The sequence below is a fragment of the Flavobacterium profundi genome (assembly GCF_006491645.1).
Taxonomy (GTDB): Bacteria; Bacteroidota; Bacteroidia; order Flavobacteriales; family Flavobacteriaceae; genus Flavobacterium; species Flavobacterium profundi.
Genome location: NZ_VDCZ01000010.1, coordinates 152,144 through 169,776 on the forward strand (window position 1 = coordinate 152,144; position 17,633 = coordinate 169,776).

13 protein-coding genes are annotated in these 17,633 nt (G+C 31.5%); 2 read left to right on the forward strand and 11 right to left on the reverse strand.

The window, feature by feature from the left end:
* Nucleotides 1–5: 5 nt before the first annotated feature.
* The 5 genes from FHG05_RS13395 to FHG05_RS13415 are packed head-to-tail and all read right to left on the reverse strand — an operon-like array spanning nucleotide 6 to nucleotide 3,787.
* Nucleotides 6–476 carry a T9SS type A sorting domain-containing protein gene (locus FHG05_RS13395; RefSeq protein ID WP_140998604.1) on the reverse strand — a complete coding sequence of 157 codons (471 nt, stop codon included), beginning with the start codon at nucleotides 474–476 and terminating at the stop codon, nucleotides 6–8.
* Nucleotides 477–482: 6 nt separating this feature from the next.
* Complete coding sequence (locus FHG05_RS13400) at nucleotides 483–1,121, reverse strand: hypothetical protein (protein ID WP_140998605.1); 639 nt, start codon at nucleotides 1,119–1,121, stop codon at nucleotides 483–485.
* Between the two features lie 2 nt (nucleotides 1,122–1,123).
* Entirely contained in the window at nucleotides 1,124–1,858 is a 735-nt protein-coding gene (locus tag FHG05_RS13405; protein WP_140998606.1) for a hypothetical protein, read from the reverse strand.
* A 3-nt stretch (nucleotides 1,859–1,861) separates the two neighbouring features.
* Nucleotides 1,862–2,431: a hypothetical protein gene (locus tag FHG05_RS13410; RefSeq protein WP_140998607.1), complete on the reverse strand. Its 570-nt coding sequence runs from the start codon at nucleotides 2,429–2,431 to the stop codon at nucleotides 1,862–1,864.
* Between the two features lie 3 nt (nucleotides 2,432–2,434).
* Complete coding sequence (locus FHG05_RS13415; protein ID WP_140998608.1) at nucleotides 2,435–3,787, reverse strand: OmpA family protein; 1,353 nt, start codon at nucleotides 3,785–3,787, stop codon at nucleotides 2,435–2,437.
* Nucleotides 3,788–3,906: 119 nt separating this feature from the next.
* Here FHG05_RS13415 and FHG05_RS13420 point away from each other — a divergent pair, with 119 nt between their 5' ends.
* Complete coding sequence (locus tag FHG05_RS13420; RefSeq protein ID WP_140998609.1) at nucleotides 3,907–4,446, forward strand: RNA polymerase sigma factor; 540 nt, start codon at nucleotides 3,907–3,909, stop codon at nucleotides 4,444–4,446.
* Nucleotide 4,447: 1 nt separating this feature from the next.
* Nucleotides 4,448–5,149, forward strand: coding sequence for a tetratricopeptide repeat protein (locus FHG05_RS13425; RefSeq protein WP_140998610.1), 702 nt, complete (start codon nucleotides 4,448–4,450; stop codon nucleotides 5,147–5,149).
* On the opposite strand, the gene FHG05_RS13430 is transcribed toward FHG05_RS13425, so the two are convergent.
* The 6 genes from FHG05_RS13430 to FHG05_RS13455 form a co-directional block, all read right to left on the reverse strand.
* Nucleotides 5,129–8,122, reverse strand: a complete 2,994-nt coding sequence (locus FHG05_RS13430) for a CHAT domain-containing protein (protein WP_140998611.1) — start codon at nucleotides 8,120–8,122, stop codon at nucleotides 5,129–5,131. The two genes, FHG05_RS13425 and FHG05_RS13430, sit on opposite strands and share 21 nt — an antisense overlap.
* Before the next feature lie 85 nt (nucleotides 8,123–8,207).
* Complete coding sequence (locus FHG05_RS13435; protein WP_140998612.1) at nucleotides 8,208–9,359, reverse strand: beta-ketoacyl synthase N-terminal-like domain-containing protein; 1,152 nt, start codon at nucleotides 9,357–9,359, stop codon at nucleotides 8,208–8,210.
* A gap of 131 nt (nucleotides 9,360–9,490) precedes the next feature.
* Nucleotides 9,491–10,762 (reverse strand): adenosylmethionine--8-amino-7-oxononanoate transaminase, encoded by a 1,272-nt coding sequence (gene bioA, locus FHG05_RS13440; RefSeq protein WP_140998613.1) that lies wholly within the window; start codon nucleotides 10,760–10,762, stop codon nucleotides 9,491–9,493.
* Nucleotides 10,763–10,851: 89 nt separating this feature from the next.
* Nucleotides 10,852–11,472, reverse strand: a complete 621-nt coding sequence (gene bioD / locus FHG05_RS13445) for a dethiobiotin synthase (protein WP_140998614.1) — start codon at nucleotides 11,470–11,472, stop codon at nucleotides 10,852–10,854.
* Nucleotides 11,473–11,544: 72 nt separating this feature from the next.
* On the reverse strand, nucleotides 11,545–12,687 hold the full coding sequence (locus tag FHG05_RS13450; protein ID WP_140998615.1) for an aminotransferase class I/II-fold pyridoxal phosphate-dependent enzyme: 1,143 nt from the start codon (nucleotides 12,685–12,687) through the stop codon (nucleotides 11,545–11,547).
* Nucleotides 12,688–12,757: 70 nt separating this feature from the next.
* Entirely contained in the window at nucleotides 12,758–17,557 is a 4,800-nt protein-coding gene (locus tag FHG05_RS13455) for a T9SS sorting signal type C domain-containing protein (RefSeq protein WP_140998616.1), read from the reverse strand.
* Nucleotides 17,558–17,633 lie beyond the last annotated feature (76 nt).

Sequence of the window (17,633 nt, forward strand, 5' to 3'; positions counted from 1 at the left end):
AATTGTTATTTTTTTATGATTTTAAATATTTTTAAATCATTATTTGCTTGTGATACTTTTAAAAAATAGTGAGCCGATGAGAAGTCACTCATTTCTATTTGGGTTTCATTTTGAATAATTTTTCCACTTGTAATGATTCTTCCTTGCATATCGAAAAGTTGGTAATTCAAATTGGTTAAGTCATATTCTTTAATAGATAGTGTTACATTTTGAACTGTTGGATTTGGGTAAACCAAAGCTGTTAATTGAATTTGAGGAATAGTATTAGTACCTAAAGTTACAATCTCAAAAGCTTGCTGTACGCCTTGTGAGATAGTTCCGTTTGAACTACTATTAGTTTGATAATCTATCTGACCAATAGAGTACGTTGCACTTCCAAAAGTTCCCGTTGCAGTTGCTCCAGATGTGACTGTATTACTTTGGGAAAAAATGGCAAGTTGCAAAAACAATGCGAATAATGTTAGAGTTAATTTCATCAGTATTTATTTTAAAACATTGTTTTTATCAATACCATAACTAAGAATAATTGGGTGGGTGATTTTTCCTTTCCCAGAAATAGCTTTCCAATTTGATGGGCTATCTATATCTGAAGTTTCGCCTCCTTTTCCATCAATTTTAAATTCCACAATATCTTTTGTTAGCTTTATAATAGTGATTTCTCCTTCATAAGGAACTTCAGAAGTCATCATGCCATTTTCAGTAACATCCATAAACATAATCATTGCTGAAGGATTTGTACCATCATATCTATTACTCACTGCAAATTTTCCGTTTAATGGAAGTGAAAAATGTTCAGGAATATGACTTAAAGTTGCAATAAATGACTTCCCATTTTCTCCTGTTAACTGTAAAGCAATAGACAACCCATCATTGTCTTTTTGAAAGATTACTGTAGCTTGCATTCTCTCATTGCCATTTAAATAGGTCTTGCTTTCAGATTTATAATTAATAAATCCTCCATTGTTATCCATATCTTCTGTATCAGGTAAATCGACTTGAGTACCTGTTTTGTTTTCTACGACTTTTTCCATAGCTCCTGTAATGACATCTTGAGCACTTTCTTTGGTTTTATTACAAGAGAATAGCGTTATGATTGTTAACGTAAATAGTATTTTTTTCATGGTTAGCGTTTTTTATATTCAATTTTGACCAAATTTGTTTTTATAGCCTTTTCTCCATTCCATTCTCCTTTTTCCAATGCTTTGGTCCAACCCCAATTTCCTTTAAAAAAATTTCTGTCACCATTTGCTCTTTTTGATGGAATTTTGAATTTAAAATAACCTGTTGAACCATTATTAGTAAAGAATCCTTCAAAAACTCCGTTTGTCTCGTCATATGACCCTTCAATGATTCCTTTATTATCATATTTTCCAGTTATTTTATTCCCAACTTGTTCCAATATTAAATACCCAAAATTGGTATTCCATTTTCCGGACCAAACTGCATTCTGTAATCTGTCAGTTCTAATTATACCTCTTCTATTTCCTGTCCATAAAAAATCGGGATTAGTTGTTCCAGTATTATCAACATTATAAAACCCCCAAGTACCACTAAAACTATACAAACCCGTGTCTAAACCTGAACTAATAGATGCTCTTAATTTAAAACTTCCCCAATCTTTTCCATTGTGAAATTTTCCTTCATATCCACTATCCTGCAAAGTAAGTTTCCCTACCATTGTTCCATTATTTCCATAATCACCATACACTAAACTTCCGTTTGGATACTCTGGACCACTTTCTTCTATTAAAAAAAGAATTCCATATTTAGTTTGATAAAAACCTTGCCAACTCTGTGCAAATCCTTGTAAACTAAACGCTATAAAAAGGACTGCTATTTTGTACATTACATTTTTCATATGTTATTGTTTTTGAAGAGCTACCACAACATAGCTTGAATTTGAAGTTTTTTTTACGGTAACAGTCGTTTTATTGACTTTATAGATTAATTTTTTTAAGTCGTACGTTTGTGAATATTTATGGTAATCTATATTAGAACCAATTAATTTTCCTTTTAAATGGTGCCAAATCCTAACTTCATACCTGATGTTTGGGTCAGTCCAATCACTAGTGGGAATTAAAAAATCTCTTTTATAATTAGGTGAATCTGGCAAAATATAAATTACATCACCATTCTTAGGAAATGCTTTGTCTTCAGTCGTATTAAAAAAATATTGACTTTTATTACCAAAACTCTTTATCAATTCCGTTTTACTAGCAGTAACTTTAAAAACCTGGATACCAACAAATCCGTATAAACTAGGGGATTGAAGTACTGTTGTATGTGGTCTAGCTAACATTTCTAACTCAAATTTTATAGTTGTGTTTGCAGCAGTTTCAACATTCGAGGTAGGTGATTTTTCGGATAACATTACAAAACTTGATAACAAACCAAATAAAGCAATTACAAGGGTTAAAATGACTTTTTTCATATTTTATAATTTTATAAATTCTACTCGTCTATTATTTGCTTTTCCAATAGCAGTCTTATTAGAATCGGATGGTTCGGATTCTCCTTTTCCTTCCGTTAGTATTCTGCTCTCATCTATTTTAAATTCTGATGCTAGGACATTTTTTACTGCTAATGCTCTATTTTTAGATAAAGTCAAATTCGAAGTTGCATCCCCATCACTATCTGTATGTCCAATGATTTTGATAGCTACAGTAGGGTTTTCATTTAAAATGGATGCAATTTCTTTTAATACTCCATAAGAACTCGGCTGAATAATATCTGAATTTACTTCAAATAAAATCCCTCTAGTGACCAATTTCCCTTCAGTAAGCAACTTGTTTCTTGTATCTGGAGCACCAACAGCATATCGGATATTTGAAAGCATAAATTCATCTTTGTTTTCACTCTCAGAAAAATTCATGTATTTAGGTCCTATTTTAAATACATTATACTTTGATTTCGAGTTAAAAGCTTGTGGGATATCTAATACCTTATTTTCATTTACATAAATTCTCAGTCTTGAATCTTGTCTCCATATAGAAAATTTCACTTGAGCGGGTTCCTCTTTATTTTCTCCTTTACACACTAAATCTTTAACTGTAAATCCTTCATTTTTATTGATAGTTTCACCATTTTCAACTACATAAAAACTTGAAGAACCTTCACATCCTAACCATTTGAATTGAAAATAATTGTTTAAATATTCTTCTGATAAATCGCTTTTTGGATTGGAAGATGGCAGTAGGTAAAATTGATATTCTAAGATATTATTGCTTCTATAACGAGTAAAAACTTCAAATTCCAAAGTGAAATTTGTTCGCATATTATTCACAAAATCAGGTTGAAAATAGCCGTCTTTAGTCATGAACAACCATTTTTGATTGCTATCATCTAAGGTTACTATTTCTGCTGAAGAATTCGTGTTCCAACCTTTTGGAAAATCACCAACATTTGTAGAAGAAAAATCATCAAAACCTATAATTTTTTCTCCTGGAACAAAATCAAATTTTGAATACACTTTCATGCTTTTTGATTTAGAAGAAGGAAATGAACTTGATGAAGTATTAGAAGATTCTGAATTTTGATTGCCACTTTCTACATCTTCTGAATGGTCTTGATTTTTATTTTTAGTCTTTTTATTCTTCTTTTTAAAAAGTTTACCTATTCCTTCCTCAACTTTATCTAAGGCCTTATCAACTGTTCCGTCTCCTTTCTGTTCTGCTCTATCATAGGTTTTTTCTTTTGCATTTTTGGCTACTCTACCACCAACGGTTTCTTGAGCATAACAAGAAAAAATCATTACTATAAAAATAAATACTGCAATTTTTGTCTTCATATTTTCTATATTTTATTTTTTGTTTCTATTTAGTGTATGGAAATAAAAAAGGTAAACATGATGATTGAAAAATATTTTTTTTAACTAGATTTGTTTACCTCTATAAAAAAAATACACTAATGATTACACCCAAGAATGTAATTGACTTATTAAAAAAAGACGATGAAAAAACCATTAGGAAACTATATGATGAAAACAAAAAGGGTTTTTTAATTTTTGCGAATCGGTATCATTTAGATGCAGAAGATGTTTTAGATATTTATCAAGATGCTGTAATTGCTTTGATAGAAAATGCTAAAAAGGGCAAGATTGATGATTTACAAAGTAGTGTTTCCACGTACTTATTTGGAATAGGTAAGTTTATGGTTTTTCAAAAATTAAAAAAAGAGAAGAAGACTTTTTCAAAAGATGATTTTTCAAATTTAGAGTATGTAGATGAAGGTTATAATGAAGACGAGAATAATATTCAAGTTATATTATTACAGCATGCTTTTAATAAATTAGGAGATCAGTGTAGAAAAGTATTACAACTTTTCTATTATGAAGAAAAAAATTTAGATGAAATTCAAAAGATTCTTGAATATAGCAATAAAGATGTTTTAAAAAGTCAAAAATCCAGGTGTCTCAAACAATTGAAAGACTTAACAAAAGAAAATTAAAATGGAAAAATACTCATATATAGAAAAATACTTTGAAGGCAATTTATCGCCTGATGAAGAGCTTATTTTCGAAAAATTATTACTAGAAGACTCAGATTTTGCAGAAGCATTTGAATATGAGAAAAATGTTAAAAAAGCAATATCACTCAACGAAAGAGCTGCATTAAAACAAAAACTAAAAACTTTTGAAAAATCGAAAAAATCGTACAAATGGTTGTCAGTTGCTGCTAGTTTTGCGATTTTAATAGGGATGTATACTTTGACAACTCTTTTTGATACGAATTATGATTCGCTTTATAAGGAATATTACCAAACTTATCCAAATACAGTTTCTCCAACTGTTAGAGGAGAAACTACAGATGATATAAAATCAAATGCATTTTATGCTTATGATTCTGGTAATTACAAAGAAGCCATTCCTTTATTCTCAGAAATTTATACTAAAGATGGAGACGATTACGCGCTATTTTACAAAGCATTATCATTAATGGAAATAAAAGAATACCAAGAAGCGCTTAGAAATTTAAATTTGCATGATTATACTAAGGAAAATACTTTTACACCTTTCTTTAGATGGTATGCCGCTTTGACAAATTTAAAATTAAAAAACACTGAGAAAACAAAGCAACTTTTAAAAGTACTTACACAAACAGACAATCCTCAAAAAGAAGCAGCTGCAAGGTTACTTTCTGAATTGGAATAGTTTTTTCTTATAAAGAAAGGCAATTAGTAATAGTAATATTCCAATACTTACATAAATTATCCAATTATTGGAAAAAGTAATTATAGGAGAAGTGTCACCATTAACAATAAAACCGGCCCAATAAAAAGGATGATTTTTTAATGGGTTCTTTTTGATAAAAGTCATTTTTGCATTGGCCAAAGCCTCGTTTTTTTCTTGTCCTTTTTTTAAATTCTCATAAAAAGAAATCATAATTTCAGATGTTTCTTGATCCGGAACTTGCCATAAACTGACAACTGCACTTTTAACACCAGCGTAAGTTAATGCTCTTGACATACTCATAATACCTTCACCATTTTTAATAGTTCCATTACCTGTATCACAAGCACTTAAAACTACTAATGAAGCAGGAATATTCATTCCATATAAATCTGAAAAATAAAGTTTTTCTTCATTGGAAAACAATAGACAAGATTTATTAAAATCATCTTCAAATAGTTGTGAATGCATAGACAAATGAAAAACATCAAAATTTTCTATCTCTTTAACAAAATTAGTTTTAGTTGCATCTTCTTTTGCAAATAATTTCCCTCTAAAGAGATGTGCTATTTTTTGTGATTCTAAAGTAGCAAACTTTAACTCTTTAAAATCACTTCGCTTCGGATTGCTTGATTGTTCCTTATATAGAGGCGAAAAGGCAGCTAAATTAGAATTGCCTTCATTTTTCATGTTTTGCTTGTGTAATAACCACATTGATAATGAGTAATCATACGATAGCAAATGATTTTCTATAACATAGCTCTTATTTTGATTATTATATAATGCTTCGAATGGAATATAATTTAAAAAACTTTCTGGAAGTATTGTGACTCTTTTTTTCAGAGAAAAAGGCAACAAAAAAGAATAAAGACTATCACTTTCTTTTTTAAAATTGGTTTGAATATTTTTAACTTGTTGAATGTAATTCTTAACTAACTTTTCAATTCGTTTCTTTTTTCCTATTTTTTTAATTTCGATAGAATTATTTGAAAAGATAAGCGCATAAATAGTTTCACTACAAACGTAATATTTAACTAATTGTTCTTCTTTTTTAAGTTTAGATATTACTTGATTTATATCAAAATCAGAAGTATTAAACTTATAATAATTTTTTTCCGTTTTACTAATTTTATGCTCTAATGCTTCAAGTTCTTTTTGTAATAATGTTATTTTAGTAGTATAAAATTTTTGCTCATTTATATCATTTGATTTTTGCTTCTTATAATATTCGAGTTCAACTTTTAAATTGTTAATTTGACTTAAATAACTTGCATTTTCAGGTGTTCTTCTTTTAATTTTTTTATCAAATTCTTTTAATAAATGTTGTGATGCATTACGTTCAATTAAGTTGATATTCTTAATCTTTTCTTGAAAAGAAATAGTGTTTAAAAAGGAACACTCTAAAATTCCTTCAGTAATTTTATAATGATAATAACTTAGATAATCGTTGAACTCACCTTTTAAATAATATTCTTGAAACAAATTTGCAGCTATTTGATAAAGATTTAATGCAATTTCTATATCTTTAATTTGTTTCGATTGATTATATTTATCTAAGTAAACTGTTGCTACTTTTTCAAAAATATTAATAAAATATGCATCTGCAAGTTCTGATACATTTTCAAATTTTATTTGATGTATGGGGATTTTTGTATTCGTTTTCTCATAAACCAATTGTTCTAAAGTTTTTTTGCTAATTGCAACAGCTTCTTGATTCCTATTCATTCCACTTAAAATCATTGCTTTAATAATTTGTATGGAAAACTTACTAGAATTAAAATGTTGTTGATCGACTATTTGTTCTGCGATTTGAATATGATGCAACGCTTTTTCATAATTTTTTAATTTTTCATACGATGTCCCTAATTTCGCATTTACTAACATTTTAGGAATAACCAAATTGAAATTTTGAATTTCAGGTTCTAATTGATGTAAACGCTTCACTGTTTGTTCATACTCTTCAAACTCGTACATAAAATCTGCTACATCAAAAAATCGAATTATAGAAAACTCAACAGCTTCTAAATTTTCTTTATTAAAAGAGGTTTCTCTTTTAAGACTATCACAATATTTAGTTGCTAATTCAAATTCACCTATAGCTGCAAAAAAAGTTACATTTGCATCAATTAACATTTGTCTAGAATGAAAATATAAATTTTCGGAATATTTTTTTAATTTGTTTTTGTTCTTAAAAAAAAGAATATCTGCCTTACTTCTTGTCTTCTTCGCTTTTTCATGATCTCCATATTCCAAAAGATTACTAATTAAGTTTCTGTAACCCGTTAATAATTTGTCTATGTTCTCTGGCTCATTTTTTGCAATTTTCTCTAAAATATTAATTGCTTTCTCATAACATTCATTTGCTTTGGTAGGCTTATAATTTTCGATGTAGGCATCTCCTAAATTATTATAATCATTAGCTATGTCTCCATTTTCTCCATTAATTGCAATATTTAAATCCAAAGATTTGTTATAATATAAAATTGCTTCATAAGGATTTTTGTGTTGTCTATACAAGTATGCTAAGTCAGAAAAGTAAGCGACTTTTGTAGTTATTGATGCCAATTCAAAATCTTGTAATTTTTTCCCTTCTAAGCCTTTTTCAATTGCCTCTTCCCACCATTTCTTTTCAGATAAATACTTGTAATAAACCTGATAAGTCTTAATTAATAAGTTGGACTCTGATAATGTTCTTTTCTCAATCTTTAAAAGTTTTTTTTGTAAATTTTCCAAAAAAGAAATAGCTTTTTTCTCTTTCAAAAAAGAAAAGTAATCAATATAATTTTTTGATAAAGATGGATTAATGTCTCTACTATTTTGCCAAAGTTTAATAGCACTTCTAAAATCGTTGGATTTCTCTAAACTATCAGATAAACGTACTATCTTTTTTAATTCATTATGTTGTGAAAAGAAAGAAATGGAATACAATAAAACTAAAAAAAAGCACTTTTTCATGTTATTATTTTAATATTTTAAAAATAGAAAAATAATTTGTTGTTTGCTTTAAGAAATGAAAAAAAGTTCTTCCGGAAATTAATTTCTATTTTGAAAGTAAAACACTCACTGCATTTCCTCCAAATCCAACGGCATTTACTAATACTTTTCTAATTTGTTTCGGTAATTCTTGTTCGTAAAATGGAATCGGAATTGCTTTTTGATGTTCTAACATAAGTATTCCTAATTCAAGACTCAACATTCCAGAGGTTCCAAAAGTATGCCCTAATTTCCACTTGTTTGTGGTTAAAAAAGGGAGCTTTTCTCCAAATACTTTTTGAATGGCCTTATATTCAGAAGCATCTCCTTTTATGGTTCCTGGTGCATGCATCACTACTACATCTACTTCATTAAAAGCTGTTTCTTTTAAAGCCATTTGCATCGATTTTTGAAAACAATCGGCTTCTGTTGAAATGGAAATATTGTGTTCTAAAATTTCTGTTGCATAGCCAACACCTTCCACATAAGCCAAGGCATTATTCTTTTCTCCTGTTTCCAAAGCAATTACACTAGCACCTTCTCCCAAGACCATTGTGTTTTCCTTTTTATTCAAATCAAAAGCTCTACATGGATAATCACCCCTTTTTTTTGAATAAATATTTAACGCTTTCATTTGAGCTATAGTAAAAGGCGTTAAAGGTGCTTCAGAACCGCCAATGATAAATTTTTCAACCATAGCTGCCTGCATCCAAGCTACACCATTTAATAAAGCATGCAAGGAAGTGGAACAAGTAATAGAATGCGAAATTTCAGGGCCAGAACTTTGCAAATCATTGGCTACCCAACTCGAAATATTTCCTAGAGTTGTAGTAGGTGAAGCCAAAGTACTGACTTTATTGGTTGCTATAAATTCGGAATGAAATTTTTCAAATAATGTAGTTGCTCCTCTTGAAGAACCAATGTTAATGCCAAAAACTGTTTTTTTATCCCAACCAGTTTGCTGCATTAACTGCCTAGAAACATATATCGCATATAAAACCGAAAGGTCTAAGTTACGGTATTTTGTATCGGATTCTTGAAGCACTTTAATTTCTTCTTTTATCGCGTTTGGAAGACTCGCAACCCAATTTTTTTGTTTCCCAATTTCTTTTTCCGTAATAGCTGTTTTATCATTTAGATACTGGTTCCAAATGATTGATTTTTCATTTCCTAATGCGGAAATTGATGCTAAAGCGGTTATGGCAATTTTTTGATTCAAAAGGTTTATGGTTTTTCGAATAACCCTGATGGAAACGACATCCTTTTCTTGAGATACAATCGAAAGAAAAGATATAGTGCACAGCAGGAAAATGGAATGCAAATATACCGAGACATTTGTTCCTTACAAAATTAAATCAAGGTTAATGCTTCTTCGATAGTGCTATATACTTGCGCTAATTGTACATCATTGATAATGTATGGTGGTAAAATGTATATTATATTCCCAACAGGCCTTAAAATGATTCCTTTTCTTATAAAAAAATCATATAAAGTATTACGAAGTGTTCCATAATAATCCTGTTTCCCTTCTACTTTTATTTCTAAAGCAAAAATGACACCTAAAACACGAGTACTTTGCACTTTAGGGTGATTTTTAATACGTTCCGCAAATGCTAAATGATGTTGGTTCACTTGATTAATATTTCCCTGAATTTCTTCGGTTTGCAACAATTCAATCGCAGCTAATGCCGCTGCACAACCTGTGGGGTTTGCTGTAAAAGTATGTCCATGAAATAAAGCTTTGTTTGTATCATCATCATAAAAAGCATCAAAAATTTCTTGTGTAAAGCTTGTAATTGCCATTGGAATTGTTCCTCCAGTTAAGGCTTTTGACAAACACATCATATCGGGTTGTTGCTCCAAGTAATCACAAGCAAAATTTTTACCCGTTTTACCAAAACCTGTCATGACTTCGTCTGCAATTGTAAAGACTTGATATTCTTTTGCAAGTGCTATTAACTGATCTAAAACAGTTGCCGAATACATGACCATTCCTGCTGCGCCTTGTACCAAAGGTTCAAAGATAAAAGCAGCGTATTCGTTGGTTTCCAATAAGGCTTTTAAAGCTTTTAATGTTTTTGTCTCATTTCCTTCAGTTGGTACAGGAACTCGAACAACTTCTAACAAAGAACCTTGAAAAGCATCGGTAAAAAAGGAAATTCCGCTTGCAGCCATAGCGCCAAATGTGTCTCCGTGAAAAGCATTTTCGAAGGCAATTATTTTGGTGCGTTTTTGTCCTTTATTATAAAAATACTGCAAGGAAGCTTTGATGGCAACTTCCACAGCTGTAGAACCGTTATCGGAATAAAAAAACTTCTTTTGATTAGACGGTAAAATCTGACTTAATTTTTCTGAAAGTCGAATAACTGGTTCGTGTGTAAAACCACCGAATAAAACATGTTCTAACTGTGTTAATTGATTGTATATCGCTTGTGCAAGATAAGTATTAGAATGACCAAATGGATTCACCCACCAACTCGCAATAGCGTCAATAAATTCTTTTCCATGTTCATCCCAAAGTAAGGCGCCTTGTCCTTTTATAATTACAGGATGAGAAAAAGCCGTTTTATGTTGTGTATAAGGATGCCAATTGTATAGAGTATCTTTTTCTGAAAGTGTCATGTTGAAGTTTGAATTTAGAAATCAGAAGTTAAAATCAAATTGCATACAAAGATAAAAGTCTGTTTTCTTTTCTCTTAGCTAATTCTATATTATTTAATTTTTAAAAGACTTTCTTTGAATTTATCCGCGTAATAACGAATGACATTGGTATCAAAGTAGGGTTCGTTTTCAATCCTTCCTAAACAAGTCAACTGTGTTTTTGAAAGAATAATAGCTTCTGTTGCTACATTTTCATCTCCATTAAAAATAATTCCAGCAATTGGAATCTTTCTGTTTTGCAAAGCTTCAATAGTAAGTAAAGTATGATTGATGCTCCCTAGATAATGTCTTGAAACCACAATTACCTTGTAATCTGGCTGAATTAAATCGACTATAGTTGCTTCGTTATTGAGAGGTACCAAAATTCCTCCTGCTCCTTCTATAACTAAATGGTTTTCAGTCACAGGCTCCTGAATTTGTTCCAATTGGATAATTATTTCATCCTTTTCTGCAGCAAAATGAGGACTTGCAGGTGTATTTAGCGCATAGCTATTAGGATGAAAAACAGTAACTGAATTCGTAATATATTGTTTTATTTTATGCGTATCGGACTTGTCTAAATCTCCTGCTTGTATAGGTTTCCAATAATCGGCTTGTAACGCTTCTACTACAATCGCGGAAGCAATTGTTTTTCCAACATCGGTTCCTATTCCTGTGATAAATAGTTTCATTATATAAACGGTAAATAGTTCAGACAAAGGTCGTGAAGAATACAATAAAAGACAATTAAAAAGACCTTCAATTTAAGATAATTTCTTTTTAAGAAGCAGTAGTACTTGTTCCATTTCCGTTTCGGTGTTGTAGGCATGCAAACAAAACCGAAGCCTTTCTTCTCCTTCAGGAACTGTAGGAGATAATATAGGTTTTACATCGAAACCATTTTCCTGTAAATAAGAAGCAATTTCTTTCACCTTTTCATTTCCTGGTATCACTATTGATTTTATAGATGAGTGAGAAATGGGTGTTTGTAAGTAGGGACAATTCGTATTAAAATATTCCGAGTTCTTTTCTAACTGTTTTATTGTTGCAAGGCTAATAGCCAATTCCTGATACGCAATTAAAATGGTTGCTACCGAATGCGGTGAGAGAGCAGTCGTATAAATTAAGCTTCTGCTAAAATTAACAAGGTATTCTTTTAAATCTTGACTTCCTAAAATGGCAGCTCCATGACAACCTAAGGCTTTTCCAAAAGTCATTATCCGAGCAAAAACTTTATTTTGCAGTTGAAATTGTTGCACTAACCCTTCTCCTTGACATCCTTTTTCAGTCCCTAAAACACCTAATGCATGCGCTTCATCAACTACTAGCAATGCCTTATGTTTTTCACAAATTGCTACTAATTCCACTATATTTGGACTATCACCATCCATGGAGAACACAGCCTCTGTAACTACATAAATTTCAGCAGCGCTAGCTGTAAACCGTTGCATGAGTTTCTCCAAATCGACTAGGTCATTATGCTTAAACTTATAAGCTTTAGCCAAGCCCATTTGAATTCCATCACGGATTGAGGCATGACATAATTCATCATAAAGTATAACATCATTACGTTGCGGAACTGCACTAAAAAAGCCCACATTAGCATCATAACCCGAATTATATATTAGAGCGGCTTCAGATTGATGAAAATGAGCAATAAAGGATTCTGCTTCAAAATATATTTCATGATTTCCCGATAATAATCTAGAACCAGTTGCTCCATTTCGAATTATTTTTTTAGTTGCCAAATAGTCGTGCACTTTATTAAAAATAACTTCATTTTGGGAAAACCCTAAATAATCATTACTTGCAAAATCAATGCTTTGAGATTGTCTTTTTAATACACGTAAAGCGTTATTTTCTTTACGAAAATGAAGTTTTTCAAGTAATAATTTTGGTAAATTCATAGTTCAAAAATAAATAAAGTCTTGTAAAAACAAGACTTTATTTAGGTTATATTTTACGAATTGATTTCTATTAAAAAAGAGTTTTCTTTACAACCGTTTTATTCGAGTTTAATTTCACTTTAATTAGAATTAAGTTGTTGGATTGTAGTAAACTACTCACTTCAACTTGTTGCGAATTTATATTCTTTTTTTCAAAAAGTTTTCTTCCTAATACATCATAAACTTCAATTTCATTTATTATTTCTCTACTAGAAGTAACTCGCAATGGATTATTTTCAACAACAACTTCATTAAAATCAGCTATAAAATCTGTATTGGAAAGTAAAGTATTGGTAAATTGTAGCACAAAACGATTATTGATTTCGTTGGCTTCAGCATGAAAGAAATAAGGCTGATTTTTAATATCGGTTACTGTGTTTAAAAGTAAATCTACTATAAAAACAGGCGCATTTGTAAACAAACCATCTACAGCAGCAATACCAATTTTATAGTTCCCATCAGTTGGAATACGAACACCTATTGGAATTGTAATTTCTTCTGAAAAAGGCAATGCATAACCTTGAATAATCATTTTATCATTTCCTAAAAAAGTATAGATGCGTTGCTGGTTTTGTTCCACTTTTGTAAATGCATCGTACAAACGATCCTTTTCATTAGTGGCTCCAGTAACAAATCCAATTAAGGTTCTATCCGATTGATTATCACTATTGGATAAATCCAACCAAATTCTATTTTTTTCATTTTCTGTATTATTTCTATAAAACTGATCATTAAAGTACGATTCGCTTCGAAGCGAATTATTAAAATCAATTTCATCGGAAAGCGTTGGCCCGTCATTCATAAGCACCATAAAGGATTGACCTCCTGCGATAAAGCCGTTAAATCCTGATGGACCACTAACCGTTCCTGTGCCATTGTGTACAATAAAGTCGGTTGCAGAATAATTCGAAACATAATCCCCGTAGTAAGGATCTGAATTACCTGCACTTGGTAAAGTTCCATGTGTCCAAATACGAACAGCACCTTCTATTTTAGTACTATTTAAATTTAAAAAATCTAATGCATTAATGGACGAAGGATAGGGATTACCAATTAAATTCCAGTTATCATCAAAACGGGTGATTGTAGTTCCATTAGTACCTGTATAATCAAGTCCTGTATAGCCACCTCTTGAAACAGGTACTTTAATAGCTCCATTATTAGGTGTTCCATTCGTAAAAACAGCAGTAAAATCTTGAGCAGAAGCGGAAAAATCACTAGGCCCTCTTACAATATAGCCTACACCCGAAGGCATAATTTCTGAAGAAGTATTGACCCAGAAACCTTGTGCTCCATTTGGATTCAGTACCAAAGGTTCCCATTTAAAAATTTTATCTGAAGGTGTTAACGGTGAAATTGCATCGACATTAAAATCTTTAATTGGCGATGACCAAAACACATAATCTAATAATCGGATACTCGCTATACGCTCATAAGAAATAGTACCTACGTTAGCATCTAGATCATTCACTTGAATTAAAGAACCATTATTTTTTACGTTTAAAGTTCCATTGTTTACAATTTCATTTACTACTTTAACATAATTTGAATCTTCGATATCCAGAACGAAACCAGTATTTATTTCCAAGGTACAACAAGAAAAACTTGAATTTACGCTCGTATTGTAATCCCCATTTAAAACAACAACATTGGTTTCTGTTGGAGTACCATTTGACCAAGCTGTACCATTCCAAGTAGTAGTTGTTCCACATTTAGGAACCAATTGAATATCATCAATAGCTATATCAGAAGTAAAACCATTACCAATAATACCTCTAATTCTTATTTTTATTGTTTTACCAATGTATGAATTTAAGTTAACTGTTGCGGTATTCCAAATATTTCCTAAATCACCTGAAAAAGAAGGAATAACATCTTCTTGCCATAATCCGTCTGAAAATAAATCAACATGAAGACTCCCAGTGTTAGCTCCATACATATGATATCCAAAAATAAAATCATAACCTTGATCTATACTCATACATTGACTTTCTAAAATAGCAACTTGATTATTGCAACTTCCTGAAGACTCTAGATAAAGATAATTTCCTGTAGCTGTTCCTGGATTAAAATCAACGGTTGGTCCAGTACTTGCAGAAGGCGTTCCTCCTTCATCTACTCTCCAATCTATATTATCTTCAGTTCCATTTGTGAGGTTATTCCAAAAACCAGTTAGACTACATACAGTTGTTCCACAATCACTTGCTATCGAACATAAAGCTTCACTTTCAAAATCATCATTAAAATTAGTGGCTACTACTCCAGCTTCAATCTCAATATAAGATGTTTTTGTATTGGTGTTGGATCCATTTGAATTTGTAGCGGTTAATTCAATGGTGTATAAGCCAGCATTGGTGAATATAACTTCTGGGTTTTGTGAGCTTGCTGAAGTTCCGTTACTATAAATAAATGTGGAAGGTGTAATTGTCCATGACCAAGAGGTTGGAGAAAAATCAGATTTGTCTTCAAAGACGAAATTTGTCCCAGTACAACCTTTAGTAGTAGTTGCAGTAAAGCAAGCTGTTGGGGCAATTGTTCCAGGATCTTTTAAATCAGAAACCCATAATCCTTGACCATAAGTAGCCGCATATAGTTTACTTTTACATTCAGTAGCATTAGTATATATTTCTAACTCTGTAACTTCTAAATTAGCTAAGCCAGAACTATAAGAAACCCAATCAGACAAAGTATTGTCTTTGTAGTACACACCTACATCCATACCAACATACATTGCTGCTATAGAACTTCCAGAATCTATAACTATAGTATTTAATGAAATATTCGGCAGTGTTCCCGAAATGTTTGTCCAATTTAATCCTGCATTAGTAGATTCATAAATATCATTCCCAAGTGCAATAAATAAATGATTTGCATCTATAGGATCAATTTCTATATCTTTAGGTGTAGATGCAACAGGTAAATTACCTGTTAAATCAGTCCATGTTGGCGTTGCAGCTAAAGCATTTGTAGTACTATAAAAACGATCCGAAGCACTTCTTGCTACATACATAATATTACTATTCGAAGGAGCAATAGCTAAATCTGTTATATTAGAAGCACCTCCAAAGCTAGAAATTTGAGTCCAAGTTGTACCTGTTTTCACAGCATCATTTCTCCAAACATTATCATATCCTGCAAACATTCTATTGGATTCATTAGGATCTAATTTATAAGGTGTAACCCAAGCTCCTGTTTCAGAAATTGATCCAGATATAGTAGAAAAACTGACTCCGCCATTAGTTGACCTTCTAAGGTCTCCATAATACAAAGCGCCATACATATAATTAGCATCGGTAGGATCAATGATGCATTCCATACCATCACCTCCAATTTCAGTAGTAAATATTCCACCTCTGTTAACTGAAGTACCATTGTCTTGATATCCATTAATTACAGTGTTTTCTATAGTTTGAGCAACCCCAATTTTATAAATTTGAGCAATTCCTAGACCACTACTAATATCATTCCAGTTGGCACCTCCGTCGGTAGTATAATAAATCCCGCCATCATTTCCATTATATAAGTTATTCGTATGTGGAGAAAACTCTAATGCATGTTGATCAGCATGAACACCATCAATTGATCCACTTGGACCTACCCAATAGGACACACAATTCATCGTTGAACCACCATCAGTAGATTTCCATAGATTAACACCACCTGTATATATCGTGTTTGCATCTGTTGGATCAGCAACTATCACTAAATCATACCAGGCTTGGCTACTCGTATCTGAACCATTGGTTTGATAGCCTAAAATATTAGGTGTCGTGGTGGTTGTAATAAAGTTAGTACCACTATCTGTAGAACGATAAATTCCTACTAAACCACTACCGCCTCCAGCTAATAAATACACCCAATTAGGTTGATCTTCAGATACTGCTAGAGCCATACGTTGCGTACCCGTTGGCACACCACTTGTAATTTGAGTAAAAGAAAGTCCGTTATCAAGAGAAACATCGAAAGAAGTGCCAGATGCATATATGATATTTGGATCTCCAGGTTTAAAAGTTATATCTTTCATTGCTGAACTTGTTGATGTAAATGTCCAATTAGCACCTCCATCTGTACTTCTGTAAATTCTACTTCCATTTGTTGTAGCAATTAAATTATTTGGGTCGGAAGGATTTATAAGCAATTCATAAACCGTTCTATTGCCCATACCTAGATTTTGTGGATTCCAAGTAACGCCACCATCTAAGCTTTTCCATACGCCATATCCTGGAGCATCACCACTATCTCGATCGCCTGTTCCAATGTAAATAATATTAGGATTTGTAGGGTTGATTGCAATAGAAGAGACACCCAAACGAGTTAATCCACTTGAAAATTCTGTCCAAGTTGCTCCATTATCTGTAGATTTCCAAAAACCTCCTGAGGGAGCACCTACATAAATTACATTGGCATCTGTAGGGTGAAATGCAATACAATTTAGACGACCACTTCCATTAAGCTGTCCTGTGCCATTATTTGGAGAAGCCACAGGACCTACTATTTGCCAATTTCCTGAAGGCGTGGTAGCTCTATTAGTGGTAACGCCTTTATTAATTCTATATTTTTGGATTTCTTCTAATACACTACCATCCTTTGGAAAATTCCCATTTACATCTACTCTTTGTTGCCAATAATATTCCCATCGTTTAAATTGTTTGATTCCTTTTCCTTTCGGAATTTTTTTAGAATCAACCATATGCTGATTGTAATATACATTAAAATCATTTTGAATGACAAAGAAATTAGCTTCTTTATTATGCATTAATTCTTGCCAATTATTTTGAGAAAAAGTAAAATAAGAACTCAAAACAAAGGTTAATAACACAATTTTTTTCATAGTTTAAGTATTGTTTGTTTCATCGCAAATATTGCAAAAAAAAATAAGCCTTACAAATTGCAAGGCTTATATAAGT

Coding starts and splice junctions, on each gene's coding strand:
- bioD (WP_140998614.1), bottom strand. CDS start 11,472: ATGAAACTATTTATCACAGGAATAGGAACCGATGTTGGAAAAACAATT.
- bioA (WP_140998613.1), bottom strand. CDS start 10,762: ATGACACTTTCAGAAAAAGATACTCTATACAATTGGCATCCTTATACA.
- FHG05_RS13425 (WP_140998610.1), top strand. CDS start 4,448: ATGGAAAAATACTCATATATAGAAAAATACTTTGAAGGCAATTTATCG.
- FHG05_RS13450 (WP_140998615.1), bottom strand. CDS start 12,687: ATGAATTTACCAAAATTATTACTTGAAAAACTTCATTTTCGTAAAGAA.
- FHG05_RS13420 (WP_140998609.1), top strand. CDS start 3,907: ATGATTACACCCAAGAATGTAATTGACTTATTAAAAAAAGACGATGAA.
- FHG05_RS13415 (WP_140998608.1), bottom strand. CDS start 3,787: ATGAAGACAAAAATTGCAGTATTTATTTTTATAGTAATGATTTTTTCT.
- FHG05_RS13455 (WP_140998616.1), bottom strand. CDS start 17,557: ATGAAAAAAATTGTGTTATTAACCTTTGTTTTGAGTTCTTATTTTACT.
- FHG05_RS13410 (WP_140998607.1), bottom strand. CDS start 2,431: ATGAAAAAAGTCATTTTAACCCTTGTAATTGCTTTATTTGGTTTGTTA.
- FHG05_RS13400 (WP_140998605.1), bottom strand. CDS start 1,121: ATGAAAAAAATACTATTTACGTTAACAATCATAACGCTATTCTCTTGT.
- FHG05_RS13395 (WP_140998604.1), bottom strand. CDS start 476: ATGAAATTAACTCTAACATTATTCGCATTGTTTTTGCAACTTGCCATT.
- FHG05_RS13430 (WP_140998611.1), bottom strand. CDS start 8,122: ATGAAAAAGTGCTTTTTTTTAGTTTTATTGTATTCCATTTCTTTCTTT.
- FHG05_RS13405 (WP_140998606.1), bottom strand. CDS start 1,858: ATGAAAAATGTAATGTACAAAATAGCAGTCCTTTTTATAGCGTTTAGT.